This window comes from Streptomyces sp. HUAS YS2 (assembly GCF_033343995.1).
GTDB classification, from domain to species: Bacteria; Actinomycetota; Actinomycetes; order Streptomycetales; family Streptomycetaceae; genus Streptomyces; species Streptomyces solicathayae.
In genome coordinates, this window is record NZ_CP137573.1 from 4,084,417 (window position 1) to 4,107,136 (window position 22,720).

Annotated in this window: 20 protein-coding genes and 1 tRNA gene; 8 read left to right on the top strand and 13 right to left on the bottom strand. The window is 71.7% G+C overall.

What is annotated here, in order from left to right; translation table 11 throughout:
- The first annotated feature begins 46 nt into the window (after positions 1–46).
- On the top strand, positions 47–1,273 hold the full coding sequence (locus R2D22_RS18740) for a M23 family metallopeptidase (RefSeq protein ID WP_318105051.1): 1,227 nt from the start codon (positions 47–49) through the stop codon (positions 1,271–1,273).
- On the opposite strand, the gene R2D22_RS18745 is transcribed toward R2D22_RS18740, so the two are convergent.
- On the bottom strand, positions 1,245–2,093 hold the full coding sequence (locus tag R2D22_RS18745) for a Cof-type HAD-IIB family hydrolase (RefSeq protein WP_318105052.1): 849 nt from the start codon (positions 2,091–2,093) through the stop codon (positions 1,245–1,247). The genes R2D22_RS18740 and R2D22_RS18745 overlap by 29 nt on opposite strands.
- Before the next feature lie 217 nt (positions 2,094–2,310).
- Between R2D22_RS18745 and R2D22_RS18750 the strand changes: the two genes are divergently transcribed.
- On the top strand, positions 2,311–3,219 hold the full coding sequence (locus tag R2D22_RS18750; protein WP_318105054.1) for an LLM class flavin-dependent oxidoreductase: 909 nt from the start codon (positions 2,311–2,313) through the stop codon (positions 3,217–3,219).
- Here R2D22_RS18750 and R2D22_RS18755 read toward each other — a convergent pair.
- The 5 genes from R2D22_RS18755 to R2D22_RS18775 all read right to left on the bottom strand — a co-directional run bounded on the left by R2D22_RS18755 (position 3,200) and on the right by R2D22_RS18775 (position 8,066).
- On the bottom strand, positions 3,200–3,658 hold the full coding sequence (locus R2D22_RS18755) for a hypothetical protein (protein WP_318105055.1): 459 nt from the start codon (positions 3,656–3,658) through the stop codon (positions 3,200–3,202). The two genes, R2D22_RS18750 and R2D22_RS18755, sit on opposite strands and share 20 nt — an antisense overlap.
- Positions 3,659–3,673: 15 nt before the next feature.
- A complete protein-coding gene (locus R2D22_RS18760) occupies positions 3,674–4,216 on the bottom strand; it encodes an RNA 2'-phosphotransferase (protein WP_318109861.1) in 543 nt (180 codons plus the stop codon).
- Between the two features lie 156 nt (positions 4,217–4,372).
- Positions 4,373–5,329 carry a MerR family transcriptional regulator gene (locus R2D22_RS18765; protein ID WP_318109863.1) on the bottom strand — a complete coding sequence of 319 codons (957 nt, stop codon included), beginning with the start codon at positions 5,327–5,329 and terminating at the stop codon, positions 4,373–4,375.
- A 98-nt stretch (positions 5,330–5,427) separates the two neighbouring features.
- On the bottom strand, positions 5,428–7,206 hold the full coding sequence (locus R2D22_RS18770) for an SDR family oxidoreductase (protein WP_318105056.1): 1,779 nt from the start codon (positions 7,204–7,206) through the stop codon (positions 5,428–5,430).
- Positions 7,206–8,066, bottom strand: a complete 861-nt coding sequence (locus tag R2D22_RS18775; RefSeq protein WP_318105057.1) for a M24 family metallopeptidase — start codon at positions 8,064–8,066, stop codon at positions 7,206–7,208. The genes R2D22_RS18770 and R2D22_RS18775 overlap by 1 nt, the downstream gene beginning before the upstream one ends.
- Before the next feature lie 273 nt (positions 8,067–8,339).
- Here R2D22_RS18775 and R2D22_RS18780 point away from each other — a divergent pair, with 273 nt between their 5' ends.
- From R2D22_RS18780 to R2D22_RS18795, 4 genes are read left to right on the top strand one after another with little or no spacing between them, the layout of a single operon-like run.
- Positions 8,340–9,305 (top strand): ABC transporter ATP-binding protein, encoded by a 966-nt coding sequence (locus R2D22_RS18780; protein WP_318109865.1) that lies wholly within the window; start codon positions 8,340–8,342, stop codon positions 9,303–9,305.
- Entirely contained in the window at positions 9,302–10,192 is an 891-nt protein-coding gene (locus tag R2D22_RS18785) for an ABC transporter permease (RefSeq protein ID WP_318105059.1), read from the top strand. Before R2D22_RS18780 ends, R2D22_RS18785 begins: the two co-directional genes overlap by 4 nt.
- Positions 10,189–11,100, top strand: coding sequence for an ABC transporter ATP-binding protein (locus R2D22_RS18790; protein WP_318105060.1), 912 nt, complete (start codon positions 10,189–10,191; stop codon positions 11,098–11,100). The genes R2D22_RS18785 and R2D22_RS18790 overlap by 4 nt, the downstream gene beginning before the upstream one ends.
- An 18-nt stretch (positions 11,101–11,118) precedes the next feature.
- A complete protein-coding gene (locus R2D22_RS18795) occupies positions 11,119–11,838 on the top strand; it encodes an ABC transporter permease (protein WP_318105061.1) in 720 nt (239 codons plus the stop codon).
- Positions 11,839–11,895: 57 nt separating this feature from the next.
- On the opposite strand, the gene R2D22_RS18800 is transcribed toward R2D22_RS18795, so the two are convergent.
- Both R2D22_RS18800 and R2D22_RS18805 read right to left on the bottom strand, forming a co-directional pair.
- On the bottom strand, positions 11,896–13,164 hold the full coding sequence (locus tag R2D22_RS18800) for a CynX/NimT family MFS transporter (protein WP_318105062.1): 1,269 nt from the start codon (positions 13,162–13,164) through the stop codon (positions 11,896–11,898).
- Complete coding sequence (locus R2D22_RS18805; RefSeq protein WP_318105064.1) at positions 13,161–13,844, bottom strand: FadR/GntR family transcriptional regulator; 684 nt, start codon at positions 13,842–13,844, stop codon at positions 13,161–13,163. The genes R2D22_RS18800 and R2D22_RS18805 overlap by 4 nt, the downstream gene beginning before the upstream one ends.
- Before the next feature lie 133 nt (positions 13,845–13,977).
- Between R2D22_RS18805 and lpdA the strand changes: the two genes are divergently transcribed.
- Both lpdA and R2D22_RS18815 read left to right on the top strand, forming a co-directional pair.
- Positions 13,978–15,381, top strand: a complete 1,404-nt coding sequence (lpdA, locus tag R2D22_RS18810) for a dihydrolipoyl dehydrogenase (protein ID WP_318105066.1) — start codon at positions 13,978–13,980, stop codon at positions 15,379–15,381.
- A gap of 244 nt (positions 15,382–15,625) precedes the next feature.
- Positions 15,626–15,711, top strand: a tRNA-Ser gene (locus R2D22_RS18815).
- A gap of 57 nt (positions 15,712–15,768) precedes the next feature.
- On the opposite strand, the gene R2D22_RS18820 is transcribed toward R2D22_RS18815, so the two are convergent.
- From R2D22_RS18820 to R2D22_RS18840, 5 genes are all read right to left on the bottom strand, one after another.
- Positions 15,769–16,581 (bottom strand): HAD family hydrolase, encoded by an 813-nt coding sequence (locus R2D22_RS18820; RefSeq protein ID WP_318105067.1) that lies wholly within the window; start codon positions 16,579–16,581, stop codon positions 15,769–15,771.
- Entirely contained in the window at positions 16,578–17,855 is a 1,278-nt protein-coding gene (serS, locus tag R2D22_RS18825; RefSeq protein ID WP_318105069.1) for a serine--tRNA ligase, read from the bottom strand. The genes R2D22_RS18820 and serS overlap by 4 nt, the downstream gene beginning before the upstream one ends.
- A 548-nt stretch (positions 17,856–18,403) precedes the next feature.
- Complete coding sequence (gene pheA, locus R2D22_RS18830) at positions 18,404–19,339, bottom strand: prephenate dehydratase (protein ID WP_318105070.1); 936 nt, start codon at positions 19,337–19,339, stop codon at positions 18,404–18,406.
- 28 nt (positions 19,340–19,367) lie between these two features.
- The gene (gene efeB, locus R2D22_RS18835; RefSeq protein WP_411977043.1) at positions 19,368–20,660 is read right to left on the bottom strand and encodes an iron uptake transporter deferrochelatase/peroxidase subunit; all 1,293 of its coding nucleotides are present in this window, start codon (positions 20,658–20,660) and stop codon (positions 19,368–19,370) included.
- A gap of 3 nt (positions 20,661–20,663) precedes the next feature.
- On the bottom strand, positions 20,664–22,715 hold the full coding sequence (locus R2D22_RS18840) for a copper resistance CopC/CopD family protein (protein WP_318105071.1): 2,052 nt from the start codon (positions 22,713–22,715) through the stop codon (positions 20,664–20,666).
- Positions 22,716–22,720 lie beyond the last annotated feature (5 nt).

Sequence of the window (22,720 nt, forward strand, 5' to 3'; positions counted from 1 at the left end):
CGGCGGGGTGCCGCGCTCGGGTCCGGTTCCGGGTGACGATCCGGACATGCGCATCTCATACGACCGGTGGCCGCGACCCGTGCCCCTGCTCTGCGCGCCGCTCGCGCCGGCCCTGGCCGCCACCCTGCTCGTGCTGGGGTCGCCTCCGGCCGTCGCCTCCGACGGGCCGGGGACCGGGCCCGAGGTCGCCCGGCTCTACCGGGAGACCGCGCGGGCCGTCGCCTCGTACGAGCAGGGCAGGCGGGCCGCCGACGCGCAGCGCGTCAAGGCCGAGGACCTGGAGCGGCGGCTGGGCACACAGCGGCGCGAACTGGCGGTGCTGCACGACCAGGTGGGCGGGGTCGCCCGGGCCCAGTATCGCGACGGCGGCTCGCTCACCCTCACCGCCCGGATGCTGCTCTCGAAGAACCCCGACCAGCTGATGCGCGGTCAGCAGATCGCCTCGCAGGCCGCGGCGGCCGTGAACCGGCTGCTCGACAGCTCCCGCCGGGCGCAGACCCGGCTGGAGCGGGCCGAGGGCGCGGCGCGCGGCGCGCGGCAGGCGCTCGATCTGAAGGTCGCCCGGCTCGACCGCATCAAGAAGGGCATCGAGACCCGGCTCGAAGAGGCACAGTGGAAGCTCCAGGCGGAGGCGAACCGCAGCGCCGCGGCGGGCAGCTGCCGGGGCGCGGTGCGGATCGACCAGCCCGGCGGGCCGCCGCGCGGGCGTTCCTGGGTGGCGCCGGTGGAGGCGTACACGCTCTCCGCGGGGTTCGACAGCGCCGGCGATCGCTGGGCGCACCGGCACACCGGCCAGGACTTCGCGGTGCCGATCGGCACGCCCGTGCGGTCGGTGGGGGCGGGCCGGGTGGTCCGGGTGTCGTGCGGCGGCGGCTTCGGCATCGAGGTGGTCGTCGGTCACGAGGACGGCTGGTACTCGCAGTACGCGCACCTGGCCTCCGCGGCCGTCGACCCCGGCGAGCGGGTGCTGACCGGACAGTGGATCGGGCAGTCCGGGACGACCGGCAACTCGACGGGCCCGCACCTGCACTTCGAGACGCGGCTGACGCCTCAGCTCGGGTCGGGCGTCGATCCGCAGCGCTGGCTCGCGGAGCGCGGGGTGCGGCTGCGGGACACGGTCCCGGCGGGCGAGGAGTCGGGCGAAGGGGCGGCCGGCTCGGACCCCGGGCGGCCGACGGTCCCGGACGCGGTTCCCGTACCGGTGCCCGACGCGCCCCCGGTACCCGCCCCCGCCCCCTCCCTGGTCACAGGGAAGCCAGGATCTCCTCGATGACGAGGGCGACGCCGTCCTCGTTGTTGGCGACGGTTCGGCCGGAGGCGGCGGTGATCACCTCGGGGTGCGCGTTGCCCATCGCGTACGAACGCCCGGCCCAGGTGAGCATCTCGATGTCGTTGGGCATGTCGCCGAAGGCGACGACCTCAGCGGCCGTGATGCCGCGCTCGGCGCAGCAGTGCGCGAGCGTCGAGGCCTTGGAGACGCCGAGTCCGCTGATCTCCAGGAGCGCCGTGGGGCTGGACCGGGTGAACGACGCCAGGTCGCCGGCCGCCTCGCGGGCCAGCGCCAGGAAGACGTCGGGGTCGAGGTCCTGGTGCTGGGCGAGGAGCTTGAGCACCGGGGCCGCGGCGCCCGGCGTCTCCTCGAACAGCAGTTTCTCCGCCGTGGCGACGGTCGCGCCGGGGTCGAAGAAGAACGGCGGGTACGCCGGCTCGTAGTGGATGCCGGTGGTCAGCTCGACCGCGAAGGACGTTCCCTCCGCGGCAATGCGCAGCCGCTGGACGACCTCCAGGGCCGTCGGCCGCTCCAGCGGACGGACCTCCAGAAACGTTCCTCCGGAGTGGAGGTCGACGACGGCGGCGCCGTTCGCGCAGATGGCGAGGCCGTGCCCGTGGACGTGATCGCTGACGACGTCCATCCAGCGGGCGGGGCGCCCGGTGACGAAGAAGACCTCGATCCCGGCGGCCTCGGCCGCGGCGAGCGCGGCGACGGTCCGCGCGGAGACGGACTTGTCGTCCCTCAGCAGGGTGCCGTCGAGGTCGGTGGCGATCAGTCTGGGGACCGGGGCGGCGTCGCGCGCGGGGAGGGATGAGGTCACGGACCCATTCTCACGCACCGAGTGCACGGGCGTGCGGATGCCCGCACATCTGAGTGGGGCACGCGGCGCCCGGGTGGAGGGACAGCGGGGCGCAGGGGGCGCACGGGGCGGAGGGGCGGCACGGAGGCCGCGGTCGGTCCGGGCCCCGGGTGCGGTTCTGGCCGGGGCCGCAGACGCCCTGATGCCAGGTGTCGGTGGGGCCACGTACTGTCGGGGTATGCGTTTGAGCACCGTGATCCTCCCGACCCGCCGCTGGCACGAGGGCGGCCGCGACCAGTGGCTGCGCGCCGAGCAGCTCGGTTTCCACGCCGCGTACACCTACGACCACCTGTCCTGGCGGACCTTCCGGGACGGCCCCTGGTTCGGCGCCGTACCGACCCTGACCGCCGCCGCGGGCGTCACCGACCGGCTGCGCCTGGGCACGATGGTCACCTCGCCGAACTTCCGGCACCCGGTCACCCTCGCCAAGGAACTGATCACGCTGGACGACGTCTCCGGCGGCCGGATCACGCTCGGCATCGGCGCCGGCGGCGTCGGTTTCGACGCGACGGCACTGGGCCAGGAGCCGTGGACGCCGAAGGAGCGGGCGGACCGGCTCGGCGAGTTCGTGCCGCTGCTCGACCGGCTGCTCAGCGAGGACGTCGTCTCGTACGAGGGCACGTTCTACTCCGCGGACGAGGTACGCAACATCCCGGGCTGCGTGCAGCGGCCGCGGCTGCCGTTCGCGGTGGCGGCGACGGGCCCGCGCGGGCTGCGACTGGCGGCGAGGTACGGGCAGGCATGGGTGACCACGGGCGATCCGAAGCTCTTCGAGGAGGGCACGCCGGAGCAGTCGCTCGAGGCGATCCGCGGTCAGGTCGAGAAGCTCGGCGCCGCCTGCGCGGAGACCGGCCGGGACGTGGCCGCGATGGACAAGATCCTGCTCACCGGCTTCACCCCGGACCGTCCGCTGGAGTCCTTCGACGCCTTCGTCGACTTCGCCGGGCGCCACTACGAGCTGGGCTTCACGGAGATCGTGATCCACATGCCGATCGCGGATTCGCAGTTCGCGGCGGACGAGTCGGTCTTCGACAAGATCGCCTCGGAGGGCCTGGCCCAGCTGGGCCTCAGCGCACCTGGGAACTGAGCCACGGGGTGAGCGTGCCGCGCAGGACCAGCTCCTTGTAGCTCTCGTCGCCGGGCAGGGGCACGACCAGCCACCAGCCGGACGGCCAGAACCGGCCCTTCGCCGTCACGTGGGCGAGCCCGCCGTACACGGAGCGGAGGAAGGCGGGGACGGAGTCGCGCGGCACGTCCGCGAACTCCACCCCGTCGACGTGGATCTTCGCGTCGTCCTCGGGGAAGAGCTGGACGCTCACCGCTGGGGAGCCGCCCAGCTCGACGAAGGCCTCGTGCGGCAGCGAGCCGTCCGAGTCGAGGACGGCGAACGCGCCGGAGGAAGTGCGGCGCGAGGTCTGGTCCGCGCCGATGTCGTCGGTCACCGTCATCTCGCGGTTCTCGGCGCGGGCGATCTCGCGGATCGCGGTGACGGCCGACTCGGTGGTGGGCAGGTGCGGGTGTCCCATGGAGTCGATCATGCATCAGCCCGGGAAGCGGAGGAACTCCGGAGGCACGGCGTCGGTCAGCCAGACGCCATTGGCACTGATGTGGAAGACGTGACCGGCGCGGTGCATCGCCCCGGCGTCCACGCTGAGGATCACCGGGCGGCCGCGGCGCGCGCCGACCCGGGTCGCGGTCTCCCGGTCCGCCGAGAGGTGGACGTGGTGGCGGGCCATCGGGCGCAGCCCCTCGGCGCGGATCGCGTCCAGGAATCGGGCGACCGTGCCGTGGTAGAGGTACGCGGGCGGTTCGACGGCAGGCAGGTCGAGGTCCACCTCCACGGTGTGGCCCTGGCTCGCGCGGATGCGGGTCCCCTCCACCGCGAAGCGCTTCTTGTCGTTGGAAGCGACGACGTGGTCCAGCTCGGCGCGGGTGATCGGGAAGCCGTGCGCGGCGGTCGCGCGCAGCAGCGTGTCGATCTCTGTCCAGCCCTGCGCGTCGAGGACCAGACCGATCCGCTCCGGCTGATGGCGCAGATGCTTCGAGAGGTACTTCGACACCCTCACGGTGCGTCGCTCGTCCATGGATTGTTCGTTCATCGGCTCAGGATGCCCGAGCTTCGCGAGGCCGACCATTCAATTGAGGCGAGGAGGTTTGATCCACAGCGAACTGGAGTTATCCACAGGGGAATTGGCGATTCTGTGGACAACTGCACAGCAAGATAAGCTGATTTGTGCAACTCAAGTCTGATTGGCGCGACTTGTGGCAAGCGCGTCCAATGTTCGTGCCTGTACCTCACGTTCGGCGGCTGCGGCGAAGAACGCGGCGACGTTCTCCTGCCCAACGAGCTTCTCCACGGCCCGGATCGTCTCCGGCGGAAGGTTCACCCGAGGCGGCTCCTCCTCGCGCAGCGGAAGGGTGTCCGCGGTCAGGTGGTGCTGGAGGTGCCGGTTCGCGAACAGCCGCATGGCGCGCGCCAGTTCCGCGTCGACCGTCTGCTGTGCGAGCGGTCGCAGCCGGCGCACCATCGTCGCCGCGGCAGCCGCGTCCGCGTCGGTCGGCGGCCGGTGCTCCAGGTAGCGCGCGAAGACGTGCTCGGTCGTGAACTCCAGGAAACGGGACGCTATGTGCTCGACCTGGCCGCGAAGTTCTCGCAGATGACCGGTGATTGCCGACAGCGGAACGCCCGCCGCGTACAACTCGGCCGCCACCGACAGCTCTTGCGGACTGGGGACGAGGAACTCCTCCGCCCGGTCCGGGATCGGCACCAGGACGCCCAGTTCCATCGCGTCCTGGATCGCGTCCTCGTCCGGCTCGCCGCCGAACCGCGCGTCCAGCTCCGCGCGGGAGATCCGGTCCGCCTCCTCGTCGGTCCACGGTCCGTCGACCTCGGCCACCAGCCCGAGGACCCCGCCCAGGCCGCGCCCGGTGTCCCAGGCCTCCAGGAGCTCCTTGATCGAGGCCAGCGTGTAGCCGCGGTCCAGCAGGTCCGCGATCTGCCGCAGCCGGGCCAGGTGCGCGTCCCCGTACACGTTGGACCGGCCCCGGCGCTCCGGCCGCGGCAGCAGGCCGCGGTCCTGGTAGGCACGGATCGTCCGGACCGTGGCACCGCTGTGGTGCGCCAGGTCCTCGATCCGGTACTCGGGCGCCCGGTACCCGGCCGGCCGGTACTCCGCCGCCGGCGACTGCGTCGACACTGACTGCTCAGACAAGACCGCTCCTCCGCACTTTCTGCGAGGGATGGTACGGCCGCCGCCGGAAGACCGGCACGGCCGTACCGTCTCCTGCGCTCCGGCTACGCCGGCGGCTCCCACCGGGCCAGCGCGCGCAGCGTACGCGGCGTGAAGCGGGACATGAAGCGCACGCCGTGCGCCTCCGGCGTGACCGGGACGACCGCCTGGTTGCGCAGCACCGCGCGCAGGATCGCGTCCGCGACCTTCTCCGGTGGGTAGTTGCGCAGCCCGTACATCCGCGAGGCCTTCTTCTGCCGGCGGGTCTGCTCCTCGTCGCCCGCCCCGGCGAACCTCGCGGTCGCGGTGATGTTGGTGTTGACGATGCCCGGGCATATCGCCGTGACGCCGATGCCCTGCCCGGCCAGTTCCGCGCGCAGGCACTCGCTCAGCATCAGCACCGCCGCCTTCGACGTGCTGTACGCGGGCAGCGCCCGGGACGGCTGGAACGCGGCGGCCGACGCGGTGTTGACGATGTGGCCGCCCTGCCCGCGCTCGGCCATCTGCGCACCGAAGACCCGGCAGCCGTGGATGACGCCCCACAGATTGACGTCGAGGACCTTCTTCCACTCCTCGGTGGTGGTGTCGAAGAACGAGCCGCTCAGCCCGATCCCTGCGTTGTTGACCAGGACGTCCACCACGCCGTACTCGTCGGCGACCTTGGCGGCCAGCTTCTCCATCGCCTGCTCGTCGGAGACGTCGGCCACCTCGCCCCAGGCCTCCGGGGCGCCGATCAGCCGCGCCATCTCCGCCGTACGGGCCGCGCCCTCCGCGTCCCGGTCCACGGCCACCAGCCGCGCGCCGGCCTCCGCGAACGCGAACGCGGTCGCCCGGCCGATGCCGCTGGCCGCGCCGGTCACCAGGACCAGCTGCCCGCCGAACCGCTCCGCGTAGGCCGGGTTCATGTCGCTCTTCGGGGCCTGCTTCGGGGCCTTGGTCTCCGGGCTCTCGTGGGTGGTGACGAACTCGGAGATCCAGGCGGCCAGTTGGTCGGGGCGGGTGCGCGGCACCCAGTGCTTGGCGGGCAGGGTGCGCCGGGTGAGGTCGGGCACCCAGCTCGCCAGGTCGTCGTACAGCCGCTCCGACAGGAAGGCGTCGCCGGTCGGCGTGATCAGCTGCACCGGCGTGTGCGCGTACGCGTCGGGGCGCGGCCGGCGCAGCCGCGAACGGACGTTGTCCCGGTAGAGCCAGGCGCCGTGCGCCGCGTCCGAGGGCAGTGAGGGCGTCGGGTAGTCGCCGGCCGGGACCTTCTCCAGCCGCTCCAGGAGCTTCGGCCACTGTTTGCCGAGCGGGCCGCGCCAGGCCAGTTCCGGCAGCACCGGGGTGTGCAGCATGTACACGTACCAGGACTTGGCGCCCTGGCCGAGCAGCTGGCCGACCCGGCGCGGGGTCGGCCGGGTCATCCGCTGCTTGATCCAGTGCCCGAAGTGGTCCAGGGACGGCCCCGACATGGACGTGAAGGACGCGATGCGGCCCTCCGTGCGGCTGACCGTCGCGAACTCCCAGGACTGCACCGAGCCCCAGTCGTGCCCGACCAGGTGGACCGGCCGGTCCGGGCTGACCTCGTCGGCGACAGCCAGGAAGTCGTCCGTCAGCTTCTCCAGCGTGAACCCGCCGCGCAGCGGTGTCGGCGCCGTCGACCGGCCGTGACCGCGCACGTCGTACAGCACCACGTGGAACCGGTCGGCGAGCCGCGTCGCGACCTCCGTCCAGACCTCCTTGGAGTCCGGGTAACCGTGCACCAGGAGAACCGTCGGCCGGCTCTCGTCGCCGAGTTCGGCGACGCACAGTTCGATCCCGCCCGTGCGGACCCAGCGCTCGCGCGCCCCCTTCAGCCCCGCCATCACGCCGCCTTTCCTTCCGCTTCGGTCTCGGCCCAGCGCCGCACGTGCGGCAGGTCGTCGTCAAGCCAGAACGCGCTCTGTTCGGGGTCCTTGGAGTCGGTGACGACCAGGATCTCCTCGAACTTCGCGCCCGTACCCCGGAAGCCGAGGTGCGGCTCGACCGCCCACAGCCCCGGCCGGGGCGGGTGGTCGGAGAACTTGTAGGGGGACCAGAGCGGAGACCAGCCGTCCCGGTGGCCGTGGATCGCGTCGCTCGCCAGCCCCTTCAGGGACTGTGTGCCGAACCCGAACAGGGTCGGCGACCAGCGGCGCTCCTTCACCCGGTCGATCTTGTGGGCGATGACGCCGAACGGATACGCGCGGTGCCGGTTGGCGTAGCCCTGGCGGACCATGAGCCGGTCCACGTCCTCGTAGATCTCCCGGAGGGAGCGGCGTTCGCGCACCTCGCGCAGGATCAGCTCGCGGTGGTCCTCGAGGTCCGCGAGGAGTTTGTCGTGCACGGGGTTGAGACCGAGGCAGCCGGAGTAGCCGATGTCCGCCGTGTGGCCCTTGTAGACCGGGGCCATGTCGAGGATGAACGGCATCCCCGCCTCGAGGCGCCGGTTCGTCGGGAAGAACTGCAGCGGGATCTTGAAGTCGACGAAGGCGGTGCGGTCCCCGAACCAGGCGAAGGGCCGGTGGAACCAGTCCCGCACGCCGCGCTCGTGCAGCCAGTCGCGCTGCATCTTCGCCGCCTCGCGCTCGGTCACGCCCGGCTTGAGCTGGGCCGCGACGGCTTCCGCGCACGCGTAGGAGAGGCGCTGCACCTCCCTGAACCCGCGCAGGTCCGCGGCCAGTTCGCCCGTCGTCGCTGTAGTCATGCCACCCGCCGTCCCGTCCGTCCCGCCGATTGCGCTACGTGCGCGTAACTTGACACCGATGAATGTGACAATGCCTGGCGTCTGCGTCAAGGGGTGTGCGCAAGCCTGTGGAAAGAGGAGTGGGAGCGGACGAGCCGGCGGGCGGGGTGGCGTGCCGGGACGACGACTTTCGTCGTCGCTCCCCTACGGGCTTGTACTCCTGGAGTCGGACACGGATCGAGCCGTTGGGCTGACGACTGCTGTGGCGCGCGCCACTACCGTCGAAGCGTGACTGTGATCGCCACCGAAAGCCTCAGCAAGCGGTTCCCCCGGGTGACCGCTCTCGACCGGCTCTCCCTGGACATCGGGCCCGGTGTGACCGGACTGGTGGGTGCCAACGGAGCCGGCAAGTCCACGATGATCAAGATCCTGCTGGGTCTGTCCCCCGCCACGGAGGGCCGCGCCGAAGTCCTCGGACTCGACGTCGCCACCTCCGGCGCCGCCATCCGCGAGCGGGTCGGGTACATGCCCGAGCACGACTGCCTGCCGCCGGACGTCTCGGCGACGGAGTTCGTGGTCCACATGGCCCGGATGTCCGGCCTGCCCGCCGCCGCGGCGCGCGAGCGGACCGCCGACACGCTGCGCCACGTCGGCCTGTACGAGGAGCGCTACCGGCCCATCGGCGGCTACTCGACCGGCATGAAGCAGCGGGTCAAGCTGGCCCAGGCCCTCGTCCACGACCCCAAGCTGGTCCTCCTCGACGAGCCGACGAACGGCCTCGACCCGGTCGGCCGGGACGAGATGCTCGGCCTGATCCGCCGGATCTGGACCGACTTCGGCATCTCGGTGCTCGTCACCTCGCACCTCCTCGGCGAGCTGGAGCGGACCTGCGACCACGTCGTCGTCATCGACGGCGGCCGGCTGCTGCGCTCCAGCTCCACCAGCGACTTCACCCGCACCACGACCACCCTCGCGGTCGAGGTCACCGACTCCGACGCGTGCCCGGACGGCACCGCGGCGCTGCGCAAGGCGCTCGCCGCCGCGGGCGTCACCCTCCACGAGGGCATGGAGGAGGGCCTGCCCGGCGCCGGCCACATCCTCCTCCTGGAGGCCACCGGCGACGAGACGTACGACCTGATCAGGGACACTGTCGCCGGTCTCGGCCTCGGCCTGGTGCGGATGGAGCAGCGCCGCCACCACATCGCCGAGGTGTTCCGCCCCCAGGGTTCCCCGCAGCAGGAGGAGGTGCCGGCGCGATGAGCTCCCAGGCCCCCGAGACCACACAGATCCACAACATCGGCTACCGCAGCTACGACGGGCCGCGGCTCGGCCGCGGATACGCCCGCCGGGCGCTGTTCTCGCAGTCGCTGCGCGGCGCGTACGGACTGGGCCGCAGCGCCAAGTCCAAGGTGCTGCCGATGCTCCTGTTCGGCGTCATGTGCGTGCCGGCACTGATCATCGTCGCGGTAGCGGTCGTCACCAAGGCGCCGAAGCTGGCGATCGAGTACACGCAGTACGCGCTGTACCTCCAGGTCGTGATCGGCATCTACGTGGCCTCCCAGGCCCCGCAGTCCGTCTCCCGCGACCTGAGATTCCGTACGGTTCCGCTGTACTTCTCGCGGCCGATCGACCGGGCGGACTACGTGCTGGCCAAGTACGGAGCGATGGCGTCGGCCCTGTTCATCCTCACCGCCGTGCCGCTGGTGATCCTCTACATCGGCTCGCTCCTCGCGAAGCTGGACTTCGGCGACCAGACCGCGCTGTTCGGCCAGGGGTTGGTCTCCGTGGCGCTGCTCTCGCTGCTCTTCGGCGGCATCGGCCTGGTCATGGCGGCGCTCACCCCGCGCCGCGGGTTCGGCGTCGCCGCGGTGATCGCGGTGCTGACGATCTCGTACGGCGCGGTCACCACGCTCCAGGGCATCGCCTACGCCACCGACAACCTCGACCCCATCGCCTGGATGGGCCTGTTCTCGCCCCTCACCCTCATCAGCGGCGTCCAGACCGCGTTCCTCGGTGCTCCGCCCGCCTTCCCGGGCGAGGTGTCCGTCGGCGCCGGAGCCGGAGCGGTCTACGTGGTCGCCGTCCTCGCGCTGATCGTCGGCTCGTACGCCGTGCTGATGCGCCGCTACCGAAAGGTCGGGCTGTGACGACCCTCAACATCGACCACGCCTCGCGCTGGTTCGGGAACGTCGTGGCCGTCAACGACGTGACCATGACCATCGGCCCCGGCGTGACCGGACTGCTCGGCCCGAACGGCGCCGGCAAGTCCACCCTGATCAACATGATGGGCGGGTTCCTCGACCCCTCCACCGGCAGCGTCACCCTCGACGGGAAGACGATCTGGCGCAACGAGTCCGTCTACCGCGAGATCGGCGTCGTCCCCGAGCGGGAGGCGATGTACGACTTCCTCACCGGCCGCGAATTCGTCGTCGCCAACGCCGAGTTGCACGGTCTGGGCAAGGCGGAGGCGCAGAAGGCGCTCGCCACCGTCGAGATGGAGTACGCGCAGGACCGGAAGATCGCCACGTACAGCAAGGGCATGAGGCAGCGCGTGAAGATGGCCTCGGCCCTCGTCCACGAACCGTCGGTGCTGCTGCTCGACGAGCCGTTCAACGGCATGGACCCGCGCCAGCGCATGCAGTTGATGGAGCTGCTGCGGCGGATGGGTGCGGAGGGCCGCACGGTCCTGTTCTCCTCCCACATCCTGGAGGAGGTCGAGCAACTGGCCTCGCACATCGAGGTGATCGTGGCCGGCCGGCACGCCGCCTCCGGCGACTTCCGTCGGATCCGCCGCCTGATGACGGACCGCCCGCACCGCTACCTCGTCCGCTCCTCCGACGACCGTGCGCTGGCCGCCGCGCTCATCGCCGACCCGTCCACGGCGGGCATCGAGGTCGACGTCGCCGAGGGCGCGCTGCGCATCCAGGCCGTGGACTTCGGCCGGTTCACCGAGCTGCTGCCGCAGGTCGCCCGCGCCCAGGGGATCCGGCTGCTGACGGTCTCACCGTCCGACGAGTCCCTCGAATCCGTCTTCTCGTACCTCGTCGCGGCCTGAAAGGAGCGCTGAACCCGCATGTACGACCCCACCGTCGCCCGGCTCACGTACCGGGCCCTGCTCGGCCGCCGACGCGCGCTCGTCCTGTTCGCGCTGCCCGCCCTGCTGATTCTGATCGCCGCCGCCGTACGGGCGTTCACCGGCGCCGACGACCAGGTCGCCGCCAACGTCCTCGGCGGTTTCGCCCTCGCCACGATGGTGCCGCTGATCGGTGTCATCGCCGGCACCGGCGCGATCGGCCCGGAGATCGACGACGGCTCGATCGTCTATCTGCTGGCCAAGCCGGTGAAGCGGCCGACGATCATCATGACCAAGCTGATCGTGGCCATCGCCGTGACCATGGCCTTCTCGGCGATCCCCACCTTCATCGCCGGAATGATCCTCAACGGCAACGGGCAGCAGGTGGCCGTCGCGTACACCGTGGCCGCGCTCGTCGCCTCGATCGCGTACAGCGCGCTGTTCCTGCTGCTCGGAACGGTCAGCCGGCACGCCGTGGTCATCGGTCTGGTCTACGCCCTGATCTGGGAGGCCCTGTTCGGCTCGCTGATCGCCGGCGCCCGGACGCTGAGCGTCCAGCAGTGGGCGCTGGCGCTGGCCGAGAAGGTCAGCGGCGAGGGCCTGATCACCTCGGACGTCGGCCTGCCGGTCGCGGCGGCCCTGCTGGCCGGCGTGACCGTCGGCGCCACCTGGTACGCCGGGCAGAAGCTGCGCACCCTCACCCTCGCCGGCGAGGAGTAGAGCCCGCGGGCCGCGCGGGACCGGAGGCCCGAGACCTTCCGGTCCCGCGCGGCGATCTCAGACCTTCCGGTCCCGTGCGGCGAGCAGTCCCACCACGAGGGCGACCGCGCAGGCGCCGAGGACGAGCAGGATCGGCACGGTCCAGCTCCCGGTCGCCTGGTGGACGGCGCCGGCCGCCAGCGGGCCGCCCGCGGCCAGCAGATAGCCGACGGTCTGCGCCATCCCCGACAGGCGGGAGGCCGTCGCCGCGTCGCCGGACCGCAGCACGATCAGGGTCAGCGCCAGGCCGACCGCCCCGCCCTGCCCGACACCGAGGACCGCGGCCCACAGCCACGCCCCCTGAACCGGGGCGACGAGCAGCCCCGCGTACCCGATCCCGACCATCACGGTCACCAGGGCCACCAGCGGCCGCTGCGAGCGCATCCGCCCGGCCAGCAGCGGGACGCCGAACGCGCCGGCCACCTGGAGCAGGTTGTTGAAGGCGAAGACGGCGCCGGCCTCCGAGCGGGCCATCCCGCCGTCGGTGAAGATCGTCGGCATCCAGGCGACCAGCACGTACGTCCACAGTGACTGCAGGCCCATGAACCCGGTGACCTGCCAGGCCAGGGCCGACCGCCACACGTCACGGCCCGCGGCCACGACCGGAGCGGGCGTGTTCCGCCCGGTACGGCCCCGGGCGACGAGCACCTGCGGCAGCCACGCCACCGCGGCCAGCGCCGCGAGCAGCGACCAGACCGCGAGCGAGGCCTCCCAGCCGCCGCCGAGCGACTGCTCCAGCGGTACCGAAGCGGCCGCGGCGACGGTCGCGCCGCCGATCATCGCCCCCGTGTAGACCGAGGTCATCGAGGCGGCCCGGTCCGGGAAGTCGCGCTTGATCAGCCCCGGCATCAGAACGTTCAGCAGGGCGATCGCCGTGCCGACCAGGACCCCGCCGCCGTACAGCGCGGTCACCGACGGCACGACCCGCAGCAGGATTCCGGCGGCGAGCAGCAACAGGGCGCCGAGCAGGACCGTTTCGGCGCCCAGTTGGCGCGCCAGCCACGGCGCGACCGCCGCACCCAGGCCGAGGAAGAGCACCGGCACGGACGTCACCAGCGAGGTCGCCGTCGAGGAGAGCCCGAACGACGCGCCGATCTCCCCCACCAGCGGGGACACGCTCGCCAGCGCGGCCCGCATGTTGAGCGAGGCCAGCACGATCCCGACGAGCAGCAGCGCGGGATGCGCGAGCCCGAGCCGGGCCCGGCGCACGCCGACGGCCGCGGGACCGGCCGCGGTGCGTATCCCCGTCGCCTCCGGCTGCGCCACGGTCTCCGTCTCCGCGGTCATCGGGCGTCCCCGCCCGTCAGTCGCGCGACGGTCTCCATCGGCACCCGCAGCAGCTCGCGCGCCTGCGCCTCGGCGGCCTCAGGGTCCCCCGCCTCGATCGCCCCGGCCAGCGCCTCGTGCACGTCGATGTCGACCGGCGGCATCTCCGCGTCGCCGAGCGCCGCCACCAGCACCTCGTGCACCTGCGTGGAGAAGAACCGGTACACCTCGGTGAAGGCCGCGTTGTGCGTGGCCTCGACGACCGCCATATGGAAGGTCATGTCGGCGTCCGCGTCCCGGTCGCCCTCCTCCCGGAGGGTCGCCAGGGCGGCCCGCAGCCGGAGCAGGTCGTGGTCGTCGCGACGTACGGCCGCCAGCCGAGCCGCCTCGGCCTCCAGGGCGACCCGGAGCTCCAGCACGTCCAGCGCGCCGGCATGCCGCATGCCGCTCAGGACGGCGTGCGGGTCGGCGGTCGACCGGACGAAGGTCCCGTTGCCCTGCCGGGACTCCAGAAGACCGGCGTGGACCAGGACCCGGACGGCCTCGCGGACGGTGTTGCGGCCCACGTCGAGCTGCTCGGCGAGCTCGTGCTCGGTCGGGATCCGGTCGCCGACCGCCCACTCGCCGCCGGCGAGCTGGGCGCGTAGCTGCTCCACCACCGAGTCCACCAGCGAGACCCGCCCCGCCGCCTTCAGTGCCATTCCCACTCCCTGTTCGCCCGGTTGCCCAGTCATCCTACAAGTGACGCCGGTCGCTCTCCCGAACGGCCCGGACCGGCCGGGATTACTGTGGGCGGGTACGCGGACACGAACATCACCACTTCGGGAGTCAGCCATGTCAGACCGCTTCGACGTCGTCGTACTCGGAGCAGGCCCCGGCGGCTACGTCGCCGCCATCCGCGCCGCGCAGCTCGGCAAGCGGGTCGCGGTCGTGGAGGAGAAGTACTGGGGCGGTGTCTGCCTGAACGTCGGCTGCATCCCCACCAAGGCGCTGCTGCGCAACGCCGAGCTCGCCCACATCTTCAACCACGAGGCCAAGACCTTCGGCATCAAGGTCGACGGCACCGTCTCCTTCGACTACGGCGAGGCGTTCCGGCGCAGCCGCACGGTCGCGGACGGCCGGGTCAAGGGCGTCCACTTCCTGATGAAGAAGAACGGCATCACGGAGTTCGACGGCCGCGGCACCTTCGTCGACGCGAACACCCTGCAGGTCGCCCTCTCCGACGGCACCACGCAGACGATCACGTTCGACAACTGCATCATCGCCACCGGCGCCACCCCGAAGCTGCTCCCGGGCACCGCCCGCAGCGAGCGCGTGGTCACCTTCGAGGAGCAGATCCTCGCCGAGGACGTTCCGCAGTCGATCATCATCGCGGGCGCCGGCGCGATCGGCATCGAGTTCGCGTACGTGCTTCACAACTACGGCGTGAAGGTCACGGTCGTCGAGTTCCTCGACCGGATCGCGCCGCTGGAGGACGCGGACGTCTCCAAGGAGCTGGCGAAGCAGTACCGCAAGCTCGGCATCGACGTGCTCACCTCGACCCGGGTCGAGGCGATCGACGAGTCCGGCCCGCAGGTCCGCGTCACCGTCACCGGCAAGGACGGCGTGCAGAAGGTACTGGAGGCCGACAAGGTCCTGCAGGCCATCGGCTTCGCGCCGAACGTCGCAGGCTACGGCCTGGAGAACACCGGTGTCGCCCTGACCGACCGCGGCGCGATCGACGTGGACGGCCGTTGCCGCACCAGCGTTCCGCACATATACGCCATCGGCGACGTGACCGCGAAGCTGATGCTCGCGCACACCGCCGAGTCCATGGGTGTCGTCGCCGCCGAGACCATCGGGGACGCCGAGACCATGGAGCTCGACTACCCGATGATCCCGCGCGCCACCTACTGCCAGCCCCAGATCGCCAGCTTCGGCTGGACCGAGGCGCAGGCGCGGGAGAAGGGGTACGACGTCAAGGTCGCCAAGTTCCCGTTCACCGCGAACGGCAAGGCGCACGGCCTCGGCGACTCGACCGGCTTCGTGAAGATCATCAGCGACGCGAAGTACGGCGAGATCATCGGCGCCCACCTGATCGGCCCGGACGTCACCGAGTTGCTGCCCGAGCTGACGCTGGCCCAGCAGTGGGACCTGACGGTCCACGAGGTGGCCCGCAACGTGCACGCCCACCCGACGCTGGGCGAGGCCGTGAAGGAAGCGATCCACGGCCTGGCCGGCCACATGATCAACTTCTGACGCACGCGAGATCGGCCGTGTTCGACCGCCGGCGATTTAATCGTTGGCGGTCGAACGCCCTTCGGGCACAAACTGGTTGGGCGGGATCGACCCGCGGCACCACCGGACCGGGGAGGAGCGAGACGTTGACCGAGGAGAGTACGAGTCCGTCGAGCTCCCTGCCGAGCGGCGCTTCCTGAGCCGGAGCGCCGCCGGGGCGGTCGCTTCGAGCGCGCGGATCCCAACCGCGCGGACCGCCCCTCCCGGAGGATTGGCCGAGTGGTAAGGCAGCGGCTTGCTAAGCCGTCGTCAGGGCATCCCCCTGCGCGCGTTCGATCCGCGCATCCTCCGCACAGCACCACCCTCCCGGCCGGGCCGGGACCTCCCGGCCGGGCCGGGACCTCCCGGCTAGGCCGGGAGCAGCGGCTCCAGGTAGGCCGCGATGCCGTCGTCCTCGTTCGAGGCCGTGACGTCGTCCGCGACCGCCTTGAGGGCGTCGTGCGCGTTCGCCATCGCCACGCTGCGCGCCGCCCAGGCGAACATCGGGATGTCGTTCGGCATGTCGCCGAAGGCGAGCGTGTCCGCCGCCTTCAGACCCAGCCGGCGCGCCGCGAGCGACAGACCCGTCGCCTTGCTCAGGCCGAGCGGCAGGATCTCCACTATCCGCGGGCCCGCCACCACGACGTCGACCAGACCGCCCACGGTCCGGCGCGCGGCCGCGGCCAGCTCGTCGTCGGTGAGCGTGGCGTGCTGCACGTACAGCTTGTTCAGCGGCGCCGCCCAGAGCTCCGCCGGGTCGTCCAGCGGCACGACCGGCAGCGGACCGTCCTGGACCATGTAGTCCGGGCTCACCAGCACCTCGCCGTCGAGTCCGTCCCGGCTCGCGGCCAGCGCCAGCGGTCCGACCTCGGCCTCCAGCTTGGACAGCGCGAGCCCGGCCAGCTGCCGGTCCAGCGTCACCGACGTCAGCAGCCGGTGCTCGCCCGCGTGGTACACCTGCGCACCCTGCCCGCAGACCGCGAGCCCCTCGTAGCCGAGGTCGTCGAGGATGTGCCGGGTCCACGGCACGGACCGGCCGGTGACGACGATGTGCGCCGCCCCGGCCGCCGTGGCGGCGGCCAGAGCGTCACGCGTACGGTCCGAGACGGACTCGTCGGCCCGCAGCAGCGTGCCGTCGAGGTCCGTCGCGATCAGGCGGTACGGGAAGGCGCCGGTGCTCACTTGGAGATCGGCTCCAGGACCTCGCGCCCGCCCAGGTACGGCCGGAGCATCTCCGGGACGCGCACCGAACCGTCCGCCAGCTGGTGGTTCTCCAGGATGGCCACGATCGTCCGCGGGACGGCGCACAGCGTGCCGTTCAGCGTCGCCAGCGGCTGCACCTTCTTGCCGTCGCGCATCCGTACGGAGAGCCGGCGGGCCTGGAAGCCGTCGCAGTTGGAGGCGGAGGTCAGCTCGCGGTACTTGCCCTGCGTCGGGATCCACGCCTCGCAGTCGTACTTGCGCGAGGCCGAGGCGCCCAGGTCGCCGGTTGCCACGTCGATCACCTGGAACGGCAGCTCCAGGCCGGTGAGCCACTGCTTCTCCCAGTCGAGGAGTCGCTTGTGCTCGGCCTCGGCGTCCTCCGGCGCGACGTACGAGAACATCTCGACCTTGTCGAACTGGTGGACCCGGAAGATGCCTCGGGTGTCCTTGCCGTAGGTACCGGCCTCGCGGCGGAAGCAGGGCGAGAAGCCCGCGTACCGCAGCGGGAGCTTGTCCGCGTCGATGATCTCGTCCATGTGGTACGCCGCGAGGGGGACCTCGGACGTGCCGACGAGGTAGTAGTCGTCCTTCTCCAGGTGGTACACGTTCTCCGCGGCCTGGCCGAGGAATCCGGTGCCCTCCATGGCCTTCGGGCGGACCAGCGCGGGCGTCAGCATCGGGATGAACCCGGCCTCCGTCGCCTGCGCGATCGCCGCGTTGACCAGGGCCAGCTCGAGCAGCGCGCCGATGCCGGTCAGGTAGTAGAAGCGCGAGCCGGAGACCTTCGCGCCGCGCTCGACGTCGATGGCGCCGAGCGCCTCGCCGAGCTCCAGGTGGTCCTTGGGCTCGAAGCCCTCGGCGGCGAAGTCGCGGATGGTGCCGTGCGTCTCGAGGACGACGAAGTCCTCCTCGCCGCCGACCGGGACGTCCGCGTGGACGATGTTGCCGAGCCGGAGCAGCAGCCGACGGGTTTCGTCGTCGGCGTCGTTCTGCTCGGCCTCGGCGGCCTTGACGTCGGTCTTGAGCTGCTCGGCCTTCTGCAGGAGCGTGGCGCGCTCCTCCGGGGTGGCCTTGGGGATCAGCTTTCCGAGCGACTTCTGCTCGGAACGCAGTTCGTCGAAGCGGACGCCGGACGACCTGCGCCGTTCATCGGCGGAGAGCAGGGCGTCGACGAGTTCGACGTCCTCTCCACGGGCGCGCTGGGAGGCGCGAACACGGTCGGGGTCCTCACGGAGCAGGCGAAGGTCAATCACCCCACCAGGCTACCGGTGCGGGCTCGGGCGACCCCACCCGATATGGCTTTGCGTGTCGGTTTGCCCTAATTGCAACTATTGGGAAACTCTCCGTATTCGCCTTTGAGGAGTGGTGAGTAGTGGTGATCAATTCACTTCTCCACAGGGGGCGGCGCTCAGGTCTCTTTATCCACAGGCTGTGCGGAAGATCTGTGGATCACGAAGGGGATCTTGGGGATTCCCGGACGCGCGCCTGGGAATTCCTAGATCAAACCTGTTTCGGGCACTCCTTCGAGTGGGAATTGCTCGCTCTAAAGAGTTGATCGACGGAATGAGACTGACACGGGATGGACTGCCGCACTGTGGGTGGGTGTGGAGTGACTGGGGCGATTTGTCGACCGTGTCGGGCTGTCGTGTCGACTTGTCCCCAGGCTGGACCTCTCCCCTGTGGATAACTTTGCGGGTGGTGGAAAAATATGCAGGTAGGACTGCGTGTGCGCGTCTGTGGATGAACGGATGCCGCACCCCGGCCGACGGGGCACGATCGGGTCAGGCCGACGCCCCTCGCGTCAGGCCCGCCCGTCCTGGGCCCGAGCCAGCCAGTCGGAGGCAGTCATGAAGTCCTCGTCGGACGTCCCGGTCCGCAGCGGTCGCACGTCCTCCACCGCCACACCCGCCCGCGGGTACGAGCCGAGGAAGCGGACGTTGGGGCAGATCCGCTTCAGGCCCATGAGCGCCTCGCCCACGCGCCGGTCAGCGATATGCCCCTCGGCGTCCACCGCGAAGCAGTAGTTGCCGATGCCCGCGCCGGTCGGGCGGGACTGGATCAGCATCAGGTTCACGCCCCGCACGGCGAACTCCTGCAGGAGTTCGAGCAGCGCGCCCGGGTGGTCGTCGCCCAGCCACAGCACCACCGAGGTCTTGTCCGCACCCGTCGGCGCCGCCGGCCGGGCGGGCCGGCCCACCAGGACGAACCGGGTCTCGGCGTTCTCCGCGTCGTGGATCTCGGTGACGAGGGCCTCCAGGCCGTACGTCGCCGCCGCGAACTCGCCCGCGAAGGCGGCGTCGAACCGGCCCTCCTGGACCAGCCGCGCCCCGTCCGCGTTGGACGCCGCCGACTCCCACACGGCGTCCGGCAGGTTAGCCCGCAGCCACTTGCGGACCTGCGGCTGCGCCACCGGGTGCCCGGTGACGGTCTTGACCTCGGACAGCTTGGTCCCGGGCCGGACGAGCAGGGCGAACGCGATCGGCAGCACCACTTCGCGGTAGATCATCAGCGGCGTGCCGGAGGCGAGCTCGTCGAGGGTCGCGGTCACCCCGCCCTCCACCGAGTTCTCGATCGGTACGAGGGCGGCGGCGGCCTCCCCGTTGCGCACCGCGTCCAGCGCGGCGGGCACGGAGACCATCGGGACGAGCTCCCGGGTCGCCGCCTCGGGCAGCGTCCGCAGCGCGGCCTCCGTGAAGGTGCCTTCGGGGCCGAGATACGTGTACCGGGTGGCTGACATATTGGTCACCCTAATGGCAGCGGGGAGGCTACGACTCCAGAAGCCGCTGGCCCACGTACTCACCCTTCGCAGGCCCGCCGGGGACGGCGAACAGGCCGCTCGCCTCATGACGCAGGAAGGGGGAGAGGGCGTCACCGCGGTCGAGCTTGCGCTGGACCGGTACGAAGCCCTTGAGCGGGTCGGCCTGCCAGCAGACGAAGAGGAGACCGGCGTCCGGGGTGCCGTCCGGGGCGATTCCGTCGTGGAAGGAGAACGGGCGTCGCAGCATTGCCGCACCGCCGTTCTGTTCGGGGGCGGAGATGCGGGCGTGGGCATTGTCGGGGATGACGAGCTTGCCGTCGGGGCCGAACTTGTCCAGGTCGAGCGGAGTGGTCTCGGTGCCGCCGGTGAGCGGGGCGCCGTCCGACTTCCGCCGCCCGATGACCTGCTCCTGCTTCGCCAGGGACAACTGCTCCCAGTCGTCGAGCAGCATCCGGATCCGGCGCACGACCGCGTACGAGCCGCCGGCCATCCAGGGCTGCGGCCCGCCGGAGGGGACGAAGATCCGCCGGTCGAAGTCGGGGTCGGTGCGCTTGGGGTTGTTGGTGCCGTCGACCTGGCCCATCAGGTTGCGCGCGGTCATGGGCCGGGCGGTGGCGCCGGGGGAGCGGTTGAAGCCGTTCATCTGCCAGCGGACCTTGGCCGCGGGGCCGGCGTCCTTCTGGAGCGCGCGAAGGGCGTGGAAGGCGACGAGGGCGTCGTCCGCGCCGATCTGGACCCAGAGGTCGCCCTCGGAGCGCTTCGGGTCGAGGGCGTCGGAGGAGAAGGGAGGCAGGGGGTCGAGTTCGGCGGGCCGCCGGGCGGTGAGGCCGGTGCGGTCGAAGAAGGTACGTCCGAAGCCGAAGGTGACGGTCAGGGAGGAGGGTCCGGCATCGCGGGCGATGCCGGTGTCGGTGGCGGGCGCGCGGCCGGCCATGAGGTCGGCGGCGGTTGCGGACCAGCGGCGCAGCAGGGCGGCGGCCTCCTTGCGGCCGGCGCCGGGGGCGAGGTCGAAGGCGATCAGGTGGCCGCGGGACTGGAGAGGAGTGGTGATGCCCGCCTGATGTTTCCCGTGAAACATCGCCTCGGTCGAGCCCACGGTGGTCAGCGCGGGTGACGAACCGGATCCGGAGTCCGGGCCGGAGGCGGCCGCGTACACCCCGACGCCGCCGGCGGCGCCGAGGGCGAGGCCGGTCGCGCCGGCGGCGCCGACCGTGCCCAGGAGACGGCGGCGGGAGATGTCGGGCCGGTCGTCGGGGGCGGTGCCGGGTCCGTCCGGGGTGGGGCCGGGTTGTGCAGTCACGGGTCAGCCGATCTTCACGGTCTTGTCGATGGTGGTCTGGTCGATGTCGGAGGTGCGGACCGTCACTTGGATCAGCCACTCGCCGGGCATCGGGATCTGGACGCCGCTCGCGCTCCAGTGGCCGGTCTGGATCCGGTCGGGGGTGACGGGCAGCGGCCCGATCTCCTTGGCCTTCAGGGTGAAGGCGACCTTGATCTCCGGGACGTCGAGGGGACGCCCGTTGGGGCGGTCGACGAAGAGGTGGAGGGCGTTGGCGCCGGAGCGGCCGGGGTCGAGGCTGAGCCGCACGGTCCCCTTGCCGTCGACGCCGCCGGTGTCGAAGGGCAGCCGGATGTCGACGGGCCGGTCGGGCACGGCGGTGGAGCCGGCCGTGGACCGGGTGCGGCCGGCCTCCTCCTCGGTGCGGCCGGGCTCGGTGGAGGTGAGGACGGTGGTGACGGCGAGCAGGACGACGGCGACGGCGGCCTCTGCGAGGACGGAGCGGCGCAGCCCGGTCCGTTCGGGGTCAGCGTTCCGGCGCCGCTTCTCGCGGGCGGTGGCCATGGCGGCGCGCTGACGCGCGAGCTGCGCGACGCGCACGGGGTCCGCGGGGACGGAGGTGTCGGGGACGGTGCCGGTGTCGGGCACGGTGACGTGCTCGCGGACCTCGGCCTCGTCGGACTCTTCCGCCCCGTCGACCGCCTCGGCCTCGTCGGACTCGACGGCCGCCTCCACCTCGACGGCCGCCTCCACCTCGTCGACCGCCTCGGTCTCGGCCTCGTCCGTCTTCTCCGGCTCTTCCGGCTCGGTCTCCGGCTCCGCCGGTGCCTCGGTGGGTTCGGTGAGCCTGGCGGTCCACCTGCGGGAGATCCAGGCGATGCCGACGAGGACGGCCACCAGGCCGACCTTGAGCAGCAACAGCTGCCCGTACGCGGTGTCGGTCAGCGCGGACCAGGAGCCGACCTGCCGCCAGGACTGGTACAGCCCGGTTGCGGCGAGGACGACGACGGAGCCGAAGGCGACGCGGGAGAACCGCCGGACGGCGGTGCGCCCGATGTCGGGGGAGCGGTACAGCGCGACGAGAAGGGCGGTGAGACCGCCGAGCCAGGCGGCGACGGCGAGGAGGTGCAGGATGTCGACGGGCATCGCGATGCCCGGCTGGAGACCGGTGGAGGCGTGCTCGGCGAGCGCCCAGGTGCCCGCGATGCCGGCGGCCACCACGGTGCCGCCGAGGGCGAGTCCGAAGGTGAGGTCCTTGCGCTCCTTCTCGTCCGTGCGCTTGGTGTACGCGCCGAACAGCACGGCGACGAAGAGCGCGGCCGCGCCGAGCAGCATCAGCCGGGAGATGAGGGCGGCGCCGGTCTTCGTCTCCAGGACGGCCTTCAGGCCGCCCAGGTCGAAGGCGTCGGCGAGTTCGCCGGAGCCGGTGTAGGGGTTGCGCAGCAGGAGCATCGCGAGGGTGGCCGCGGTGAGCGTGAGCCAGCCGCGGACGACGAGCCGCTGCACGGGGCGGACGGTCGCGCCGCGCGGCCAGCAGGCGAGCACGAAGGCCGCGCCGCCGACGAGGACGGCGAAGCCGGCGTACGCGAGGTAGCGGGCGATGCCGTAGAGCACGCCGACGGGTCCGCCGCCCGCCTCGCGGTCGGGGAGGGAGACGCTTGTCGTGGAGGGAGCGCCGATGGAGAAGGTGAAGGCCCCGGAGATGGGGTGGCTGTCGGCGGAGACGGTCTGCCAGGCGACGGTGTACGTGCCTTCGGGCAGGCCGGCGCGCAGGCCGACGCCGTACCGGACGAGGGCGCCGCTGCACAGATCGCGGATCTCGCCGGTGTCGATCCGCTTGCCCGCCGGGTCGAGGACCCGGATCGAGTCGTCGCTCATGGCGACCTGCTCGGAGAAGGTCAGGTTGACCTCCTTGGGGGCGGTGGCGACCACCGCCCCGTCCTTGGGGTCGCTGCCGGTGAGTGCGGCGTGCGCGGACGCCGGTGCGGCGCCGGCGAGCAGGGCGCCCAGGAGTGTGGCGGCGACGAGGAGCAGCCGGGTGAGGGCGGCTCCGAGGCGCGGGGCGGTGGTCGTCATAGGTG